The sequence below is a fragment of the Amycolatopsis sp. cg9 genome (assembly GCF_041346945.1).
GTDB lineage: Bacteria > Actinomycetota > Actinomycetes > Mycobacteriales > Pseudonocardiaceae > Amycolatopsis.
The window spans coordinates 9,329,544-9,349,033 of the sequence record NZ_CP166850.1; the positions used below are offsets into that span (position 1 = coordinate 9,329,544).

15 protein-coding genes are annotated in these 19,490 nt (G+C 69.8%); 3 read left to right on the forward strand and 12 right to left on the reverse strand.

From position 1 onward, the window contains the following. Positions 1–5: 5 nt before the first annotated feature. The 9 genes from AB5J73_RS42780 to AB5J73_RS42820 all read right to left on the reverse strand — a co-directional run bounded on the left by AB5J73_RS42780 (position 6) and on the right by AB5J73_RS42820 (position 10,252). Positions 6–671 carry a hypothetical protein gene (locus tag AB5J73_RS42780; RefSeq protein WP_370964956.1) on the reverse strand — a complete coding sequence of 222 codons (666 nt, stop codon included), beginning with the start codon at positions 669–671 and terminating at the stop codon, positions 6–8. Then, positions 668–2,524 (reverse strand): type IV secretory system conjugative DNA transfer family protein, encoded by a 1,857-nt coding sequence (locus tag AB5J73_RS42785; protein ID WP_370964958.1) that lies wholly within the window; start codon positions 2,522–2,524, stop codon positions 668–670. The genes AB5J73_RS42780 and AB5J73_RS42785 overlap by 4 nt, the downstream gene beginning before the upstream one ends. A 45-nt stretch (positions 2,525–2,569) precedes the next feature. Beyond that, complete coding sequence (locus AB5J73_RS42790; RefSeq protein WP_370964960.1) at positions 2,570–3,682, reverse strand: C40 family peptidase; 1,113 nt, start codon at positions 3,680–3,682, stop codon at positions 2,570–2,572. A gap of 11 nt (positions 3,683–3,693) precedes the next feature. Beyond that, positions 3,694–5,232 carry an ATP-binding protein gene (locus tag AB5J73_RS42795; protein WP_370964962.1) on the reverse strand — a complete coding sequence of 513 codons (1,539 nt, stop codon included), beginning with the start codon at positions 5,230–5,232 and terminating at the stop codon, positions 3,694–3,696. Then, on the reverse strand, positions 5,229–6,737 hold the full coding sequence (locus tag AB5J73_RS42800; protein ID WP_370964964.1) for an SCO6880 family protein: 1,509 nt from the start codon (positions 6,735–6,737) through the stop codon (positions 5,229–5,231). The genes AB5J73_RS42795 and AB5J73_RS42800 overlap by 4 nt, the downstream gene beginning before the upstream one ends. Continuing rightward, a complete protein-coding gene (locus AB5J73_RS42805) occupies positions 6,734–8,194 on the reverse strand; it encodes a hypothetical protein (protein WP_370964966.1) in 1,461 nt (486 codons plus the stop codon). Before AB5J73_RS42805 ends, AB5J73_RS42800 begins: the two co-directional genes overlap by 4 nt. After that, a complete protein-coding gene (locus AB5J73_RS42810; protein WP_370964968.1) occupies positions 8,122–8,937 on the reverse strand; it encodes a hypothetical protein in 816 nt (271 codons plus the stop codon). The genes AB5J73_RS42805 and AB5J73_RS42810 overlap by 73 nt, the downstream gene beginning before the upstream one ends. Before the next feature lie 3 nt (positions 8,938–8,940). Next, positions 8,941–9,231, reverse strand: a complete 291-nt coding sequence (locus AB5J73_RS42815) for a hypothetical protein (RefSeq protein ID WP_370964970.1) — start codon at positions 9,229–9,231, stop codon at positions 8,941–8,943. Positions 9,232–9,322: 91 nt separating this feature from the next. After that, on the reverse strand, positions 9,323–10,252 hold the full coding sequence (locus tag AB5J73_RS42820) for a hypothetical protein (RefSeq protein WP_370964972.1): 930 nt from the start codon (positions 10,250–10,252) through the stop codon (positions 9,323–9,325). Between the two features lie 236 nt (positions 10,253–10,488). On the opposite strand from AB5J73_RS42820, the gene AB5J73_RS42825 reads away from it, so the two are divergent. Beyond that, positions 10,489–11,193, forward strand: a complete 705-nt coding sequence (locus AB5J73_RS42825) for a hypothetical protein (protein ID WP_370964973.1) — start codon at positions 10,489–10,491, stop codon at positions 11,191–11,193. A 10-nt stretch (positions 11,194–11,203) separates the two neighbouring features. Here AB5J73_RS42825 and AB5J73_RS42830 read toward each other — a convergent pair whose 3' ends face one another. After that, entirely contained in the window at positions 11,204–12,430 is a 1,227-nt protein-coding gene (locus AB5J73_RS42830; RefSeq protein ID WP_370964975.1) for a hypothetical protein, read from the reverse strand. After that, positions 12,423–12,899, reverse strand: coding sequence for an ImmA/IrrE family metallo-endopeptidase (locus AB5J73_RS42835; RefSeq protein ID WP_370964977.1), 477 nt, complete (start codon positions 12,897–12,899; stop codon positions 12,423–12,425). The genes AB5J73_RS42830 and AB5J73_RS42835 overlap by 8 nt, the downstream gene beginning before the upstream one ends. A 246-nt stretch (positions 12,900–13,145) precedes the next feature. Here AB5J73_RS42835 and AB5J73_RS42840 point away from each other — a divergent pair, with 246 nt between their 5' ends. Continuing rightward, a complete protein-coding gene (locus tag AB5J73_RS42840) occupies positions 13,146–14,381 on the forward strand; it encodes a cytochrome P450 (RefSeq protein ID WP_370964979.1) in 1,236 nt (411 codons plus the stop codon). Here the strand turns inward: AB5J73_RS42840 and AB5J73_RS42845 are convergent. Next, positions 14,335–16,710: an AAA family ATPase gene (locus AB5J73_RS42845; RefSeq protein ID WP_370964981.1), complete on the reverse strand. Its 2,376-nt coding sequence runs from the start codon at positions 16,708–16,710 to the stop codon at positions 14,335–14,337. The genes AB5J73_RS42840 and AB5J73_RS42845 overlap by 47 nt on opposite strands. Before the next feature lie 805 nt (positions 16,711–17,515). Here AB5J73_RS42845 and AB5J73_RS42850 point away from each other — a divergent pair. Then, a complete protein-coding gene (locus AB5J73_RS42850) occupies positions 17,516–19,444 on the forward strand; it encodes a protease pro-enzyme activation domain-containing protein (protein ID WP_370964983.1) in 1,929 nt (642 codons plus the stop codon). Positions 19,445–19,490 lie beyond the last annotated feature (46 nt).

A 19,490-nucleotide genomic window follows, 5' to 3' on the forward strand; every position in this document is an offset into this window, starting at 1 on the left:
GGCGATCATGGCCGGCCAGGCAGGGTCGGCGGCTCGTCGGCGTCGGCCGCTGCCCGTGCTTCTCGTTCGCGATGTTCCAGCGTGAAACGATCGGGGCGAGCCGGGACGCCGGCGGTCTTGTGGCCGTCTGATCGGCAGCGCTGATGTACCCATTCGGTGGCCATGCGCTCGGCGAAGCCGGGACGCCAGTGGTCGTGCCAGTACTGCGCATCGCGAGCGGTGGCTTTCTTGCCCAGGTGGGCTTCGCGCCAGGTGTAGGTGAGCGTAGCCAGCTCGGCGACCAACCCGGGATGATCGAGCCAGCAGTCAGGGATGGCGACCGCGCGGGTACCGGGATTGCCGACGTAGGTCTCGTTGTAGAACTGCACGAAGTGCGCGACCGTGAACAGCGGCGTTTCCCCGCGGTGCTCCTTGTCCTCGGCCGCATCCGGAGGCAGGTACATCAGCCACCGCGCCAGCCGCGGATCGCTTCCCGGCTCGTCGGTCAGCTCCGCGAGCTTCTCCGACACCTGCTCGAGCTGCTGCCCCAGGACCTTGGCTACGGTTTCCAGCCCGGCGACTACCTCGTCGAGTTCGTCCAGCGACCGTGGTTCCGATCCGCCTTGCTCGCCCGGATGCCGACCGTTGCTGGCGGCGCCATCTGGACGTTCGGCGATGTCGTCCTCGCTCATCGCCGAACACCAACGTCGGGCAACGGCAGCGGGTAGCCATCGGGAGTGATCGCGGCCTGGCCGCAACGGATCGCGGCGACGTCGCCCTGCAGCTGGGGCCAGTCCGGTCGTTGCTCGACGTCGAGGGTGCGGCCGAGGATCGGTCGGAGGTTGCTGTGCAGGATCAGGACCCGGCCGCGGTCGAGGGTGCGGATGTCCCCGGCGCGTAGCGTCGGGACGGTTTCCTCGCCGCTGGCGCCGCGTCCGGCGCTGAAGATCCCGTCGCTGTGGTGCTGGTGGGTCCGGCGGCGGTGCTGCCCGGACAAGGTGGACAGCCATTCCAGGGTCTTGTCGTCTTTCAGTCCGGGGAAGACGGTCAGGATGAGGGTGTTGTCGATCAGCTGCAGCCGGCCCGGTTCGCCGTAGAGCTCGTCCAGCTGGGAGCGCGACTGCGCGGACCAGTGGATCAGCACGCCGCGCCCGGCGGAGTCGGCGATGATCGCCGGCAGGCGCGGCACCGGCGTCCCGGCGAACAGCTCGTCGAGGATCGCGGTGACGGGCGGTTCCAGTCGGCGGCGTTCACGGCGCAGTGCGGTGTCCTGGGCGGTGGTGAGGATCTGCTCCACCAGCGCGGTCAGCACCGGCCGGGCCTGCGGCGCTTGGTGTTCCCCGGCGACGATGAACAGGCTGCCGCGGCGGCGTAGGAACTCGTCGATGTCCAGTTCCTCACCCGGGCTCGGAGTGGCGAAGTGGCGGATGGCCGGGTTCAGGAACGGCTCGATCGCCCGCCGCACGCTCATCCAGACCGCGTCGGAGGTCTCGGCGACCATCCCGATCTCCGACACCAGGTTCTGCGCGAGCTGTGGATACTGCTGCTCCAGCAGCTCGACTGGTTCCCGGTCGGCGGGTTTGGCGATCGACCACCGCACGAGGTGATCGACCGTGCGGTGGTGGTTCGCGGCGGCGAGCAGGTATGCCTGCATGACGATCGTGGCCCGGCCGCGGAACACCGCGTCGTTGCCGCCGACGTTCTCCAGCCCGAGCGAGGACGCTTCGATCAGCGTCTCCGCCCGCCGCAACGCGACCGCAGGATCGGCGCACCCGGCGACCGGGGACCAGCGGGCGTGTGCCGGCCAGGACAGGGTGCCGGTGGCATCGATCACCAGTACCGGCCCGGCGCCCGGGCGGCGGGTACGGGCTAGCAAACCCCACTCGGCGAGGTCGTTCTTCGTCGTCGACGCGACCAGCGCACCCGGCGCGGCGAGCACCTTGTGCACCAGGTCCGTGCGCGACTTGCCCGAGCGGGTCGGGGCGATCATCCCGGTCGGAGTCTCCAGTGACGTCACCAGCTGCTGGCGCCGGGGTCCGCGGTGCAGGGGAACCGCGATCTCCTCGATGGATGCGGTCCGGCGTTGCTCGTCGGTGAGATCACCGCGAGTCCACACCGCGGTCTTGCGCGCGGCAGCGATCGACAACGTCTTAGCCATGTCCCAGCGGGTGGCGTGCCCGGCATCAGACGGCGCCACCCGCCGCCAGACAGGCACCGCAGCCCCGACCGTCAGGCCGGCGGCGAGCATGGTGATCGTGGTGAACCAGATATAGAACGCCAGCTGGTGATCGCTGACCTCGCCCGACCACGGGACCGGCAGCGCCGGCCCGGGATCGGCGGCATGGAACGCGACCGACAGGGCGAACCCTGGCCACGCGGTGACCGGCGGCCACGCCCAGCTACCGGTGTGGAAGCCGGTGACCAGGACGGCGGCGGTGACGACGATCGCGCCTAGAGTGCAGAGGATCGCCAGGGAGGCAAGCGCGAGGCCCATCAGGGCGACGTCGCGGTCGAGGTTGAGGGTGTCGGTGCGTGTGCGCGGCATCGGCCGCTCCTCCCGGACGGCAGGAGAGCAGCACCACGGCGACGTTCATCGGAGTGGGCTCCCTCCCGGTGGTGAGGAGGGCGAACTGGGGTCGGCGATCCGGCGGATCGCGACGATCTTCGAGGTCCACGTGGAGAGGGGTTCGAGGATGACGCCGGTGCCGGTGTCGTAGGCGTCGACGATCAAGCCGTGCCCGGCGTACATCCCGACGTGCCGCGGCACCCGGGCGGTACCCAACGAGCCGGGGATGAACAACAGATCACCGGGCTGTACCTGCTGGATCGAGGCGACGGCGTGCCCGGCGTGGACCTGGCTGATCGTGCCGGCCGGGATCCCGACTCCGGCCGCGGCCCACGCGGCGAGCATCAGCCCGGAGCAGTCGTAGGCGTCTGGGCCTTTCGCACCCCACACGTAGGGCTTGCCGAGCTGGCCCAGTGCGAACCCGACCGCCGCACGCTGACGGACATCATCCGGCAAGGTGAACCCGGGAGGCAGCTTCTTCGGGGCCACCTGGCCCGGGTCGCGCGGGATATCGGATCCGCCCTGGTCCGGGCATAGGGTCTTCGCCTGCACGGCCTCCGTGCCAACGCCGGGCACGACGGGCGGAGTCGGATTGTCCGGCCCTATCCAGAACCGATCCACGATCGCTGCGGCGGTCGGCTCGCGCGGGGCGTAGCGGTCCGGGAAGCCGCTGCGCTGCACGGCCTGCTCCGCCCGGCCTGGTGCCATGGAGTCCCAGCCGGGCAGCGCGATGAGGGCGTCGAGAAACTTCACCGTGGCGTAGACAGGATTGAGAATCTGCTCGCGAGTGCCCCACCCCTGGCTCGGGCGCTGCTGGAACACGCCGAGCGAATCGCGGTCGCCGTAGTCGAGATTGCGTAGTCCGGACTCGACCATGCCGGTAGCGATCGCGAGGACCGCGGCCCGCCGCGGCAGCCGGCGCTGCTGGACGACGTCGACGATGGTGCGGGCGATGTCCATCTCGTCGGCGTCCAGCTGCTGGCGGTCCACCACGATCGAGCCGCCGCCCGGGCCGCCCTGCTCGCAGCCGCCCAGTTGCACGATCGTCGCAGTCGCCGTAGGCCCGATCATCAGGGCCAGTACGAGGATCGGCAACAACACCAACGCGACCAGCGCACCGGCGGCGCCAGCGAGCATCCCGGCGGGCCTCATGACGGCGACGCCGACACGTCATCACTCGGTAGCGGATTCGGCTTCGAGACAAGCTGACTGTTGGTGTCGAAGATCTGCCGCTCGACCCGGCTGAGGACCGTCTGCACCTTGAGCCCGATACGGTTCTCGATCTTCCACAGCGCCCGCCCTTGACGGTCGTTCGCCCATCCGGTTGTGGCTTCCTGTTCCTTGTCCGAGAGCGAGAGAACGTCGGCCAATTCGTTCGCGACCCGTGTGGACTGTCCAAGAAGGACACGGATCGAGCATAAGGCGAGCAGATCACGGGCGATCGCGACTTCCTGGGAGCCGGTGGCGCCGACGGAGAGGAAGTCACCGGGTTTGTGGCTGACCAGGACCTGGATTTTGCGTTCCGCGCGCGAGAGCCGCAGTTCGCTGTCCACTGCCTGCACCGCCCGCAGACCCAGGCGGAGTTGGCGCCAGATCTCGTCGCGGACGACGATCCGCAGCTCCCCGTCCTCCTGCAGGTCCGTGGCCAGCGACGACCACGACCCGAGGCAGGTCAGCGCGACGGCGACGGCCTGATCGCCACGGGTGCGTAGCCGCGAGAGGTCCAGGCTCTGGATCGGGGCGTCCCAGTCGACGGTGAAATTCGTCGCTGCGTCGAACAACCCCGCCAGCGGGCCGCTGATCAAGTTGGCCAGCGCGTCGGTGATCGAGCGCAGGTGGTCGAGGAACTGGCGGCGCCCGGCGAAGCGCAGTTCCTGCCAGAGCTGCTCATCCGGGTCAGCCAGCATCCGGTGGACCTCGGGGATGGTGATCGGCTTCAGCTGGGTGTAGCCGTCGTGAACGCCGAGCAGCTGCCGCAGCACCGCCGACAGAGCGGCCTCGTCGGTGACGGTGGGCGGGTAGCCCTGGGCTTCGGCGAGCGCGACCAGCAGCTGCACCCACCGGCCCAGGACCCCGTCGAGCTCGTCGCGTTGCCGATCGGTCGACCAGGTGTCCCAGCGGGCCGCGAGTGGGCCGAGGTCGAGGGCGTTGAGGCGGGCGTTGCTGCCGCGGCCGAGCAGGATCGGCGAGACCCCGAGCGCGTGCAGCAGCGGGGTGTATTCGCCTTTGACGTCGCCGGAGACGAGGGTGCGGACGCCGGTGAGCATCATACGCAGCAGGAACGCCACCACCGTCGAGGACTTGCCCCTGCCGGGTTCGCCGAAGAGGACCATGTTCGGGTTGGTGCAGATCGAGCGCAGGACGAACTCGACCGGATGCAGGTAGAACGTACCGCCGGAGTGGACGTCATAGCCCATCCGCGCCCCGACCGCCGGGAGCGGGCTCGCCGCCAGCAACGGGAACAACCCGCCGATCTCGTGCGTGCCGGCCTGATACACCTGCAGCGGCGCCGCCACCGGCGACCACCCGTACCCTGGCCGGGTGAACCCGCGGCGCGGCGCGGCTCGCTGGTTCACGCGAGCGCTGTGGCCGTCCGCCCCCGGGCGTCCGGGCGCGCGGGCGCCAATCGCGGGTCCGAAGGTGGCGAGCAGTTCCGCGGCGGTTCGTTCGTCGGCACGGCGGCTCACGACCCACCGCCGCGCAGGCGGGGCAGCCCCATACCGACCGGCAGGACGGCGGCGACAAATCCGGCGTCCTGGGCCAGCTCCATTCGCAGCAGCTGGAAGCGGCCGGCGATGTCGTTCTCCAGTTTCGCCGCGTGGTCCTCGACGTTCCACGTATCCGGGATCGTGACCGCGGTGGCGACGGCGAAGCGGACGATCCCGTGCCCGGCCGCGACCGCGTGCTCCTGCGCCCGCGCGCCGCCCGCCTCACGGGCTTCGGTCGCGCCAGAGTTGAAGCCCTTGGAGGATTTCCAGTCCCGCATGACGCCGGTGCGGAACCGCAAGCGACGCACCGCTCTGCGGGACCGATGCTGGGACAGGGTCTCGTAGTGGATGGCAAGGCTGCGGCGCTCGCCGGCGGTCTTGACCGCCAGCAGGCCACCCAGCGACCCGAACACCGTCCCCGCTTCCGGCGTCAGCACCGAGTAGGACACCGTGGCGAAACCGTCGTGGTGGTAGGCCCGCGCCGACGGTGCCGGCGCGTGCACCGGCCCGGCTGTTGCCCAGCGGACACCCTCCTCGTTGCCCGCGCGATGGCGGCGCGCCGCGAGGCCGGCGGCGCTGGCCGGGTTGAACCCGGTGCGGATCGCCACTGCCAGTTCCGGACCCGAGAGCCACTTGACGCCGGTGGCGCCGAGGGATTTCAGCTTGTCCTCGAGCCCGTCCAGCACTCGGTAGAGCACTGCGGCCCGGCCGGCGACCCCACCCCCGGCCGCGGCGGCCGGGCGGCGGAGGGCGTCTTCGGTTCCGGAGAGGGTGACGAAGACTTCGTGCCGGACCGACACCGCGCCGACCAGCCGATCCAGCTCTGCCGTGGCCTGCCGCGCGAGCGCGGGCGCGTCGGGCACGTCGTGTTCGGCTCGCCACGCTTGGTAGTCGGCGCCGTCGTCGGGGACGGTCCGCACCAGCAGGCTCATCCGGTCGATGACCTCGCGGTGCCCGATCGACAGCAGCAGGTTCCCGAGCCGGTTGGCCAGGCGCTCGCACTGGGCGTCGGAGAGCATCCCGACCCCGGCGTGGGTGAGCCGGGCGGTGGCGCCCCACCGGCCGTCGCCGGTGTCGTGGATCAGGCACACCCGGCCCACGTCTCTCAGCGGCGGTCCGTCAGGGAACCGCAGCCGCGCCAGCACCCCGGGTAAATCCGGCTCATCCAGGTCTGTGGCCTGCCCGGTGACCGCCCGGGACTGCCACCGCGACCACCCCAACGCGATGCCGACGCGGTAGAGCAGCAGATGCCCCAGCCACCGCAACGCCGAGCGCCCACGCACGGGCACGACCACGAGCGCCGCGGCCGGGCCGCAGAGCCCGCCCAGCGCGAGAGCCTGCCCGAAGCGCCCCGCTGCCAACGCCAGAATCACCGGGACGGCAAGTCCGACGCACACGAACGCCTGCACAGGGGTCACTCCGATGATCCACCCGGCGCGCTCCTTACGAGACAGTCCTTTGTAGATTCGCGTCGCGGCGCTCACAACAGCACCGCGGCTTCCTCGGCGTCGCCGGCCGCCGCACCGCCGCCATCATCGGGTCGTGGGCCGTTGTCGGGCTTAGGGTCCGGCGGTGTCGGCGGACCAGCATCGCCAGGTGGGTCCGGCGGTGGCGACTCACCGTCACCGTCTTCGCTGTCGTCGACGGACTCAGTCAGACTCGCGCTACCAGGACCGCCTGCCCCAGCGGTGAGAGACTCCGCCGGATCAGTTCCGGCATCTCCATCACCGCCACCGGACCCGCCGGTCGCGGAGGGGTCGGGCGCGGTGCCGGCAGCACTCGCTTCGTCGGAGGCGCGCTCATCGCCGGTCGTGTCGAGCGGCCCGGCAGTCGTGTCGTCCTCGGCGGCGGCCTGGTCGAAGCGGTCGACATTGGCCTGCTCCTGGCCACCGCCACCGTCTTCGCTGTACTCGCTGTTGCCCATTTCTTTGCGGGCCTTGTTCGAGAACGCGCTGGCGATGCGCCCGGCGATGCTGTTGGCGCCGTAGGAGTCCAGGCCGGCATCCGAGAGCTTGTCCCGCAACGCCCCCTGTGGATCGGAGTCCGGATCGACGAACGCGAACAGCTTGAGCAGCACCAACGGCACACACAACGCGACGAACAGGACCCCGATGCCGGCCAGCAACCCGGACAGGCCCTGCGTGCCACCGACGATCGCGACGGCCAGCACCAGCACGAACGCCAGCGCGGGCTTCATCACGATGGCGACCAGGCCCCAGCGGACGACTTTCCAGTACCACCGCGCGGTTGCATCGGCGACCAGCCCGGCCGCGGCGATGGGGATCGTGGCGACGAGGATGTAGATCGCGGCTTCGCGGAACACGGCCTCGACCGCGAACCCCAGCCCGGCGGGTATTACCCCGAAGGCACCGGCCAGGCCCAGCACGACGTTCTTGACCTCATCGGAGAGGGCGTCGGTGAAGCCGGTCATGGTCAGCGCGTCGCGGAAGTTCCCCACCCGCAGCCCGGTGGACAGGACCGCTTCGGTCAGGCCGTCGGCGGCGGCGAGGAACGCCGCGACCACGCTCACGGTGATCGCGACGGCGATGCCGTACTGGATCGGCCCGGTGAGCAGGCGGACAAAGCCGCGGCCGCCGTGCAGGACGGTGGTGATGATCTGCCAGAAGAACATGCCCAGCGCGATGGCTCCGGAGATCCACAGCGTCATCGGCCACAGGATCGAGACCGGTCCCTCCGTGGTGGACACGGTGAGGATGGAGAACCGGTCGACGAGCTCGAAAGCGGTCCGCAGGATGAACAGGGCCGCGGCCCAGGTGGCCGCCATGAACGGCTCGAGAATTCCCGCCGCGGTCGCGCTGATCGCCTTGCCGGCGATGCCGCCCAGCTTGTCGAGCAGATCCAGGGGGTTCACCGGGCACCGCCCCGGATCAGGGGCCGGTAGCCGGCGCGGACCGATTCGATGCTGCCCGGCCACGCGCACGCGGCGTAGGCGGCTCGGGCCCCGGGGGCGATCCGCCACGCGGCACCGGTCCGGCGCAGGGCCTCGCAGTCGCCGACGCCTATGCTCGTGGTCTGACCCTGGTAGTCGAAGCTCAGCTGCCCGAGCGTGCAGACCACCGCGAACCGGCCGCCGTCCGCGGTGCCCTTGATCAGGCCCTGGGACACGTCATAGGTCACCGTCAGGCCGGGCTTGAGCTCGCCGGGGCGGATGCCGGCGTTCTCCCGGAACGACGTCAGCAGCGCAAGCGGGCCGCTACCTTGTGGGGACGGGGCGTGCGGCAGCGCGGATTCGCCGTACGCCCGCAGGTACGTCGCCGGGTCACCGCCGCGCAGCGCCGTCTCGTTGAAGTCGGTCAGCCAGCCGAGCGCACCTTCCGCGGTCGCCGGGAACCCGTCGGAGATCACGCGGCTCGCGATCGGCACCGGTGGCGGCACGGTGATCGGCGGACCGGCCGTCGCGGTCGTGAGCTCGTGCGGCAGTGCCGCCTCCGGCGGCAGGGTCAGCATGGAACGGTTGGCCAGAGCGGTGGCCTCGTCGACCGACGCCGTGGGTGTCGGCGAAGGTGCGCCGCCGGGCGGAGTCGTTGCCGCAGGGGATGACGGCGGTTCAGTCGTCTGCCGGGCGACGAGCACCACCGCTAGCGCGGCGATCAACAGGACGATGATGATGATCAGGCGGCGGGCACGCGTGCGGGCGCGTGGCGGCGGTGTGGCGGTGAACATGGCTCACCCGCCCGCGAAGGTGCTGATCAGCGACCAGCCGATGCCGTAGAGGATCGCGCCGGCGACGGCGCAGAGCATCATGACGACGCCGACTTTCCCGGCCCGGTGATGGTCGACCCACCGGCCACCGACCCAGACGATCAAGCCGACGAAGAAACCCAGGACGAGTGCGACGCCCGCGCCCCACTTGACGTTGTTGAGCAGTCCCAGGATCTTGTCGCCACCGACGGTGGGCTGCACCGGTGTCGGATTCGGGATCTGGACGAGCCAGTCGATGACACTGTGCGCGGACATCGCGCCCTCCACATCGCACCGCCCGACGTCACATCAGGCGGGTCAAGTGGGAGGGCGTTGACGTTCTTCTCAGCTGAGCGGCGGGAGGTTCTCAGCCGGTGTCGTGATCGGTGATGCGTCCGTCGCATTCGCGAGCAATACGTAGCCACGGAAGACGTAAGCGGTGTGTCCGCTGTGGCAGGACATGCCAGGAACGGAGCAACTGTTCGGCAGGCGCGCGAAGCAATGACGGTGTCACGGCGGCGGTAACGCCATGCACGGCAAGGTCGCGGTCGTGGGGGAAGAACACGGCATCCGGTACCAGGACGCTGGTGCGGCGCCCTGCGGTACCGGCCACGCCTTTCGGCCACCGGCGCGCGCCCACGACGAGCAGTTGCGTGGGCGGGGTCACCGCGCCGGCCCGCACCCACGGCGCCAGGCGGGCCAAGACCTGTTCAGCGTGGGCGAGCCCCGGCACCGTGGGCCGCACCACCAGCGCGGGAATCGGTGACGGGCTGCCGACGCGCAGCCACTGCCCCGGCCCAAGCGCGGGGTCGGATGCTAAGCGCCAGGGGTCGTGGCCGATGTCGACCACCGTCACGTCAACGCCGTACCCCCCGCCGGGGTGCCAGTGCAGCGGCGGCGGGAACAGCACCGGCTCGGCGGCGAGATCGGCCGCATCCAGGCGCGCCAGAACTGCGCGAGCGCGCCGGGAGAACCGGATGCCGACCTCGGGGCCGGGACCGTCCCGCCGTGGCCCGTCGGCCCGCGCAGCGGATCCGAGTCCGGACCGGACTGGATCGCCGGCGTCGACGAGCAGGACCGAGCGGCCCGCCAGCTGAAGCGCATCGGCGATCGCGACGGCAGTGCTCGTCGCACCGGAACCGGGAGAGGCGGCCAGGACCGGCAGGACGCGGCCGAACGGCGACCAGTCGACCAGCTCGACCACGCCTTCCGCGAGCGCGGATTGCCGCAGCGAGGCACAGGGCGTGTCCACATCGGAGCAATCCCGAGCAGACGTGTCCTTGGATGTGGTGGCCATGACGGGCCTCCCCTCAGCGGTGGTGCGCCGGTGAAGGGTGCGGCGGTCACAGCGGGACCGTGCTCCAACCCCCTGGTCGGGGCGGCGTGGGTTGCTTTCCCTCGACGTTCCGAAGATACTCGCAACAAGCGTGGTGCTTATTTCGATGGTAGACACAACTTGCGGTATGTCAATGCGTGCCAATGCAGGACCGACGCTCCGCGCTTACTGATGTCGACACGCTACGGGGGCGGACTATGGCACGAGCATCCGATGACGGACCAGGTCTCGCGGAAGGCGACGCGGCAGCGACGCCATCGGCGCAGCTGCACTCGCCGATTCCGCGCCGTCGGGCAGCCGATCAGCAGGATCTCACCGTCGCGCTGCTGAATCTGGATACTTTTGCCGAGCGGTTGTCGTACCTGTTCGAGCACGCCTCGACCTACTACCTTTTACGAGGTGCCCCTGTCGTCGATCCCGATGAAATCGATCGGCTCGCCGCCGAGGACGCCCGCAAGGCCGCTCTGAAGGCGCGCCGCAAGCCCAGACACAGTCCGGGCGAGCTGGCGTTTCTCAAGCTCACCGCGCGACCTCCGGTGGTCGCCGAATGGGTGCGGGACCGGACCGGGTTGCCGCTGGCCGAGCAGGCACTGCGCAACTTCAGGGCCGGCATCCGGCAGAACAGCCGGCCAGCGATCACCCGGGCGTTAGCCGAGTTCTGGCGCATCCACCCGAACCTGCTCGACCCCAGCGTCCCGGCCACCGACTTCGCACCGCCCGATGACGAGGTCGCACGCAAGACTCATGAACTGGTGACCGAGCTCGGTCTGGTCGGATTCAACGCACGCGACATCGCCAGCTCGATCGGCGATGCCCCCGACGCCGATCGCCAACAGCTGCTGCAGTTGGTGGAAGGAATCGCGCGAGTCCGCCGGGCCGCACGCGACAATCCCACCTCCTGACCTCGCCGATCTACCGGCTCGGCGATCCCGCTTCCCAGAACCTGCGGTGCGTCGCGCTGATTCTCGCGGCCATGCGCTGCACTCGGCGGTGGGTCAGGGTGTCTCCGACCTCGGCCAGCCACCGGGTCCTGGCCGCATCATCGACATGCAAACGTTCGAACTCCGGCCACCATGCCGGGGACTCGGCGTCGCCGCCGTCGAGGTCGTCGGGCGGTAGCTCCGCAGCCGGGTGGGATAGATGCGCGACGAGGGCAGCGATCGCGATCTCGATGTCGACGGCTGTCGCCGTCCCCGGCGGGACATAGACGTAGAGCGCAAGGGTGTGCAGTTCGGCGCGTATCGCGCGACGGGTCCGATCGTCGACCAGCTGCTCGACGATCAGCAGAGCGTCCTCGATCTCGACCAGCTTCTGGGTCAGGGTCAGCGGTGGCGGCCGACGGTGGGCCAGCAGCACCCGCAGGCGCTTCCACAGGCGCTCGATCGCGGCGTCCCGGCGCTGGGTGCGGCGCCGGTCAAGCCAGTCGAACAGCCGCCGGGTCGCCGCAGCGAACAGCGACCCGGCGACGAACAACACCAGTCCGGCGCCGTCGGTGAAGACTCCGAAGTGCGTCCCGCGGGGCGGATGGTGCGGGTCGACCAGCAATCGGAGGACGACCCCGAGCCGCCAGGACAACCCGACCAGCGACATCGCGACCCCCAGCTGGGCCAGAGCGACGCCGCCGCGCACCCCGGCTACCTCGCCGCGGGCCACCACGGTCAGTCCCAGCAGGAGCAGCGCCAGCCAGCCGACAAGGTAGCCCAGGTAGAGGGCGGAGTAGAGCTGTGAGGGCCAGGTCGGGTTCCGGGGCGAGCCAAAGTAGAACGTGTGCGCCCCGGCCAGAACATACAGCGTGACCATCGCCGCCGTGCAGACCACGAAGATCGTGACCACCGCCGGCATGGGCAGACGCAGCTGTCCCAGGGTGTGCAGGAACCCGGCGGTAAAGACCATGGCCAGCATCGCCAGCACGTTCTGGACCACGACCGCGGCGTTGTGCAAACCCGTCAGACGGTCGGCCCAGTCCAAGGCCACCGGCGCCCCGGCGGCCAACGACAACGCCATACAGGCGATGCCGGCGGTCAGGAAGTGCCGGCTGAGCGCGTAGCCGCTCCCCCGGTTGACCAGCGCCTTGCGGACCGCCTCGACCACGCCCGCGGCTGCCGCGCCAAGCCAGAGGAGCGAGACCGCGTCAGGCATCGGCGCACAAGTGCCGTCGCGACCCGAACGCCGCCCGCAGAGCCGTCCGGCCCGGCAGCCGATCGCGATAGCGTGCAGCCCCGGCCTTCACGTGTTCCCGCAGCAAGCACGCGAACTGCTCCGCTTCGACCTCCCACCGGTCGTCCGGACACGTGCGGCGGCCGCACACGTAGTCGCCAGGGTGGCCGAGGATCCAGTGCCCGATCTCGTGGAAGGCGATGTGCGCGGCATGCGCCGGGACTGCTTTCGCCACGACCGTCAGCCAGCACTCCTCACGCGAGCGTGCCAGCAGCCCGCTGGCCCCGCCGCGCCGCAGCGGCATCCGGCCCAGGACCACGGACATGCCCCGTTGCTGTCCCACCGCGTCCAGGAACGCCCGCAATTCGAACGGATGACGGATCGGCAAGGCGCTGATGATGGTTTCGCAGCGCCGAATAAACTCCTGATCCCCGTGCTCGGTAGTGCTCATTTTCACCCCTCGTGCGTTCGACTTTCCAGCCGGCCCCCGCCGGCACCCCTGTGCCCCGTCAGCCTTGGCGACCTACATCGCGGCTGTTCAGGGCGTTGGAGCCATAGTGACGGACACGCTCCGCAACCACCGCCGCTTCGTGCCACATTTGGTCCACATGTCGACGATGTGGAGTCCACATTCTTTTCCTCAATGTCCCACCAGGGCCCTTGACCTGCGTCATTCACCGGCAGTAGCCAGGAAGGTATGGTTCTGGAAGCGGGGGACGCTGCGGCGCAGGTGTCAGGGACCGATCCGGCGGATTTGGCGTGGTCGTTAAGCCACCTCGATCCCGCCGTCGCCGAGACCGCCTACGACGCGCTGGGGGCAATCCGGCGCGGATGTCCGGTGGCGCGCAGCGGGGAGCTGGACGGGTTCGTGCTGGTCACCGGATACGCCGAGATCCGGGAGGCCGCCCGCAGCTCGGATCGGTTCTGCACTTACGTCGATGGGCTGGGCGCGGCGGCGGTGGTCACCGAGATGCGCGACGCCGTCGCGCCGATGTTCGAGACCGACGGAGACCACCACCACCAGTGGCGGCGCCTGCTGCAAGCGTTCTTCACCCCGGCCGCCGCGGCCGCGCAGGAGCAGTACGTGCGAGCGGTCTGCCGGGAGACGCTGCAAGAACTCATCCTGCACGGCGCCGGTGACCTCGTCGGGGCCTATGCCCGCCAGGTGCCGCCGTTGGTGATCGGGCGAGTGCTGGGCCTCGCCGAGCTTGAACGCGCGTGGCTGTCGGAACACGTGCGGGCTCTCTACGGCGCCGAGGCACTCACCGGGGCCCAGCAGGCAGGCCGGATCTACGCGGACTTCCTGCTCGGACTGATACGCGAACGACGCGCCCGCCCGAGCGGTGACCTGCTTTCGACGATGGTGAACGCGCAGGTGGATGGACGGTCCGCCGAGGATGACGAGCTGGTCAAGATGACCGTGCTGATGGTCGCGGCCGGTCACCTGACCACCGCCGACGCGTGCGCCACCGCGCTCCTGCACCTGCTGCAGGACCCGCCCCTGCAGGAGCGCATCACCGCCCAGCCAGCAGCCATGGAGGCGTTCGTGGAAGAGCTCGTCCGCTTCGAGCCGGCGGTCGCGGCCACCGGACGCACCGTGACCACCGAGACCCACCTCGGCGGGATGCCGCTGTTCCCGGGGGACCGGCTGCTGCTGGCGTGGGGCAGCGCCAACCGCGACGAACGGGTCTTCGACGACGGCGACCTCTTCCGCCTCGACCGCGACCATGGCGCGCAGCAGCACCTCGGGTGGGGCGCCGGGGAGCACCGCTGCCTCGGCAAGCACCTGGCCCGGGTCGAGCTGCGCGTGATGCTCACCGAGCTGCTGCGCGCGCTGCCGGGTCTGCGGCTTCAGCCCGGCGCCACGGTGCGGCGGACCTTTGGCGTCATCCGCGGTGTCGCGGCCTTGCCGGTGCAGTGGGAGCACCGGTAGGCGCCGATCGGGCCCGGTACCACTCGGCGAGCTCCCGGCGTCCCGCTACGCCCAGCAGGTCATAGATCGTGGTCAGTTCATTCTCGACCGTGCGTACGGAGAACTGCACGATCGCCGCGATTTGCTGATTCTTCAGCCCCGTGGCGACCAGCTGGACGACTTTCCACTGCCGCCCGTTCAACGTCGGTTCCGACGCAGGTTCGGTGTCGTCGAAGGCGAGGGCCACGATCTGTTCGTCGGACAGCAGGCTGCCCTCGAGGTAGGCCGCCGTCGACTCCACGGGGCCGAGCACCAACGCGATCACGGCTTTCGCGTTTCCCCGGTGGTGTTTGAAGCTGGCCAGGCCGTTGTAGTGGACGCCGTGGCGGGCTTGCAGGGTGTCCGAGCCGCCGATCCGTCGCGCTGCGCCGGCGTAGTCGCCGTCCTTCGCCAGCTCCCAGGCTTTCGTCTCGACCCACCAGCCGGGCCCCCACAGGTCACCGAGGGCGATCTGGCGCCTCAGCGGCTCGGGGTTGTCGGTCACGGGTTCGGAGCACGCGGGCAGACCGCGGGTCCACTCCGCCCACGTCAGAGCCCATTCAGCGCCGCGACGGCGGGCTTCGACCACGCAGCGTTGCGACATCCGGTCCGCTTCCTCCGCCGGGCCGAGCAGTCCCGCCGTCATGGCGTGAAACAGGTCCGCCATGAAGGCCGGCCCGTCCGCGCCCGCGGCGCGGAAACCCGCGCTGGCTGCCGCGAGCTTCGCGAACCCGCTGCGCCGCCCGAGAGCCAGTGCCTCGTAGGTGCCCTCCACGAACTGGACCACCGGAGCGTCATCCTTGCCCGCATCGCGCGCCAAGCGCACGCATTCGTCCAGGAGACTCTTGCCGCGGGCTTGCTCACCGAGGGCGATCCAGACCCAGCCGGCCATCGCCAGTGCCGAGATTCGCACATCCGACGCCACCGCAGGGCCATCGTGCAGGAGCTCCTCGACCCGGTGGCAGACCTGGATCTCGGTGGCGAAGAAGAACGGCGCCCGCGTCAGCAGCACATCCACCATGATCGCCAAGCCCCGCTCGGCCTGGCCCTTCTCCGCGCACCACGCCACCACAGCGGCGATGTTGCGGGACTCGGCGTTGACCAGGTCCAGCCACCGGACCTCCTCCGGTCCGAACCACCGCACGGCAGCCTGCCGCACCAACTCGGCGATCCAGTGGCACAGCCGTTCACTGATCTTGTCCAGTTCGCCGGATGCGTTCAGGCTGCGCCGGCCGTACTCACGCAGGAACGTGTGCTGGCGGTAGCGTCCATCGGCGGAAGCACCTTCGATGATCGAGTGCCGCACCAGGTGATCCAACGTCTCCAGGATCTCGCCCCGACTGATCAGCTCATCCGCACAGACCTGTTCAGCGGCGTCGAGGGTAAATCCGCCGGTGAAGACCGTCAGCCGCGCCCAGACACGCTGCTGCTCCGGCGAGCACAGGTCCCAGGACTCGGTGATCGCGATGTCGAGTGCGAGGTGATGCGTCGGGATCCCGCGCGCGCCGGGACCGTACCTCAGCGCCTCGCCACCCTGCAGGCGATCAAGGACCACAGCCGGTGCTCGCCCCCGGCCGAACTGGGCCGCAATGAGTTCCAGGACCAGCGGAATACCTGAGGACCAGCGGACCAGGTCGACGATGGCCTGCCAGTCGTCCTGCTCGGTCAGCGGCCGTCCAACCGTAGTGGCACGGTCGGCCAGCAGACGGACCGCGTCACTGTGCTCGGCGGCCGCGCGGCCGGCGTCCATGGCGGGGGTCGCCAAGGGGCCCAGGTGCACCCGGTGCTCGCCCTGGACGTCGAGGTAGGCGCGGCTGGTGGCGATCACCTGCACCGTGGCGGTCTCGGTGATGATGCGGTTGACCAGCTCGGCGACCGCGTCCAGCACCTGTTCGCAGTTGTCGAGCACGATCAGCACGCGCCGGTCACGGACGTGCTCGATGAGAACGTCGACGAGGTCGGCGTTCGGCTGGTGATGCGAGACACGTAATGCTGCGACAAGCAAGTTGCAGATCCGCTGCAAAACCGTCGACGTATTCGCATGCACACCGAGTTCGGCGAGTCTGATGAACACCGAGGCGTCGTAATGCTCATTCATCTGCATGAGCAGTTCGCCGGCGAATCGCGTCTTCCCGACACCGGGCGACCCGGTCAAGGTCACCGCACGGTCACCTGCGTACAGCCGCTCACAGACCTCGGTCAGCTCACGGGTTCGCCCGACGAATGTCGTCAGCTGAACACCTGCGGGTGGTTGTCCGGCCGATCTGCGAGTGCGCTTATCCACCGCAGTGAATGCAGGGACGCCGACCACCGCCGGCCGCAGATTTTGCTCGCTTCACGATGTCCCGCACGCTCCCCTCCTCGTACCGATGGCCCCGCCCCGCCCGATCGACGGACGGCACCCACTCGGCTGGCGACGCCCTCCGTGGCAGATGTCGTACCACCTGTGGCCTGCGACGATCTGCCACTTCACAACCAAACACCCGATCGGGTTAATCGTCAACACACCACCCGCACCACAGCGACACCTGGCCACGAGCGACTGTTTCGCTCAACCGACAGAAACCAGATCGACCACAGCCTGGCGACCGGCCCACAGGCAGAGAGCATGCACCGGGAGTTCTTGACCATGCGAACCCGAATCACTACCGCTCGCAACGTTCCGCAGGTCAGTAGGCCGCCATAAATCACGCCAAACAATATCGCCACAACCGTTTGAGTTTTTCCCAGGAACCGGTTAGTGTTCGTCTCAGCAAGGCAGACTCGTGCTCCACCCTGGGGAGGTGTGGAATCCCGCACGGTCAGCCCGGACACGTAGGGACATTCTCGTGTTTCCACCCTCCACACAGTGCCGTACGCAGACCGCTCGCGGACCGCCGACGACGCAACCCAGCACCAGTACATCGCCACACGTCCTAACGCTACGTCGGGACCTTTCTCGATCAGCGAACTCCACGACCGGCTCCGCACAGCCGGTCTTGTGGCCCTTTGACGTCTCCGCTCAGCCCCTCTTCGCGTATCCCTGGCTGCGGCACGAGGCCCGCCTTTCAGCACGTCCGTCACTCGAGGGACAGCACGCTGAACGGCTTTCCCTTTTCCTACAAGGAGAAACCTCGATGCACAGCCGTCTTTGGCATGCCCTCGCCGCGACCGCGGCCCTGCTCGCTTCCACCGCGGCCACCGCCGTCGCGGCACCCGACACCCCAGCTGCCGACCCCGGCGACCGCGCGCCGATCGCCGGCAGCACCCCGGCCTGGGCCACCCCACATACGGAAGTCGCCCGCAGCAACGGAAACACCGTCCGCCACATCCAGGTCGCCCTGGCGCTGCGCGACCAGCCCGGCGCCGAACGCCTCGCCGCGCAGCTGGCCACGCCGGGCAGCGCCGAACACGGGAAGTTCCTGTCGTCGAGGGCGTTCCTCGACCGGTTCGCCCCGACGCAGGACGCCGTCGACCAGGTGTCGCGCTGGCTGGGCGCCCAGGGCCTGCACGTGACCGGCGTCAGCGCCAACAGGCACTTCGTCGACGCCGAAGCGCCGACCGCTGCGGTGGAGTCGGCGTTCGGGACGAGGATCGCGGCGTTCCGGGCCCGCATCGACGGGGCCACGCGCACGCTCACGGCACCGGCGTCGCCGGTGACCGTGCCGGCCTCGTTGCGTGCCTCGATCACCGCCGTGCTCGGCCTCGACGACAGCGCCGCGCTCCTCAAGCCGCACCACACCCGCCCGGCCGCATCCGCAGCCGCAGCGGCGGAGCAGCACTGCGCGCGCTGGTGGGGTGAGCAGAACAACACCGACGTTCCGCAGAACTACCCGGCCGGGTCCCAGTCGAACTCGCTGTGCGGCTACACCGGCACGCAGGTCCGCGCGATGTACAAGCTGGACAACGGAAACACCGGCGCGGGCACGACGATCGGTGTCGTCGGCGCCTACAACTCCACCACCGTCGTGGCCGACACGAACAAGGCCGCCGCCCAGCTCGGTGTGCCGCCGCTAGCGGACGGGCAGTACAGCGCGGTGCTGCCGCAGGGCGGGTTCACCGACGCGGCCGAGTGCGGCGCCGACGGCTGGGCCGCCGAACAAACCCTCGACGTCCAGGCCTCCCACACCATCGCCCCGGGTGCGAAGATCCGTTACTACGCAGGGAAGAGCTGCAAGGGAATCGGGATCTACGACGCGTTCAATCAGGCCGTCACCGACAACGCCGTGGACGTGATCAGCAACAGCTACGGCAACGCCGACGGCGAAGCCTCCCTGCCGCAGGCCGCACGGGACCAGTTCAACAGCATGGCGCTGCAGGCCGCGATCCAGGGCCAGACTATCACCGTGTCCACCGGCGACGCCGGCAACAACTCCGGCCCCGTCGGCCACGCGACCGCCAGCTTCCCGTCCTCGAGCCCGTGGGTCGTGGCGGTCGGCGGTACCAGCGTCGGCCTGGACCAGAACAACCAGCCGAAGGTCCTGACCGGATGGGAGAACACCGGCAACACCCAGACCGGCAACTCGTGGGTGCCGCAGCGGGACGCGGACGGGCCGTTCGCCTCCGGCGCCGGCGGCGGCACCTCCGCCCTCTACGACGCACCGGACTGGCAGGCCGGCGTCGTCCCCGGCGCGGGTGGGAAGCGTGCGGTGCCGGACATCGCGGCGCTGGCCGACTCCTACACCGGGATGCTGGTCGGGCAGACCATCAAGGGCCAGTTCGGCATCGGCTCCTACGGCGGCACCTCGCTCGCGTCACCGCTGATCGCCGGGCTCGTCGCCGACGCCCAGCAGGCCCGCTCCGGCACCGCCCGGGCCGGGCTACTCACGCCGGTCCTCTACAGCTTGAAGAGCTCCGGCGCGATCGCTGACGTCGTCCCGCAGAAGGCGGGAGTCTGGACGCCGATGATGCACGCCTTCGGCGGCGTCGCCGTCCCCGGCGGGCAGGGCAGCTACCTGATCGACTTCGACGCCCGCCCGCAGAACCTCCAGAGCGCCCCCGGCTGGGACACCGTCACCGGCCTCGGCACCCCTGGCAACGGCTTCATCTCCGCGCTTTCCCAGTAACCACAACCTCTTTTCGCGGCAAGCCCGCTCTAGTGCGGGCGGGCCT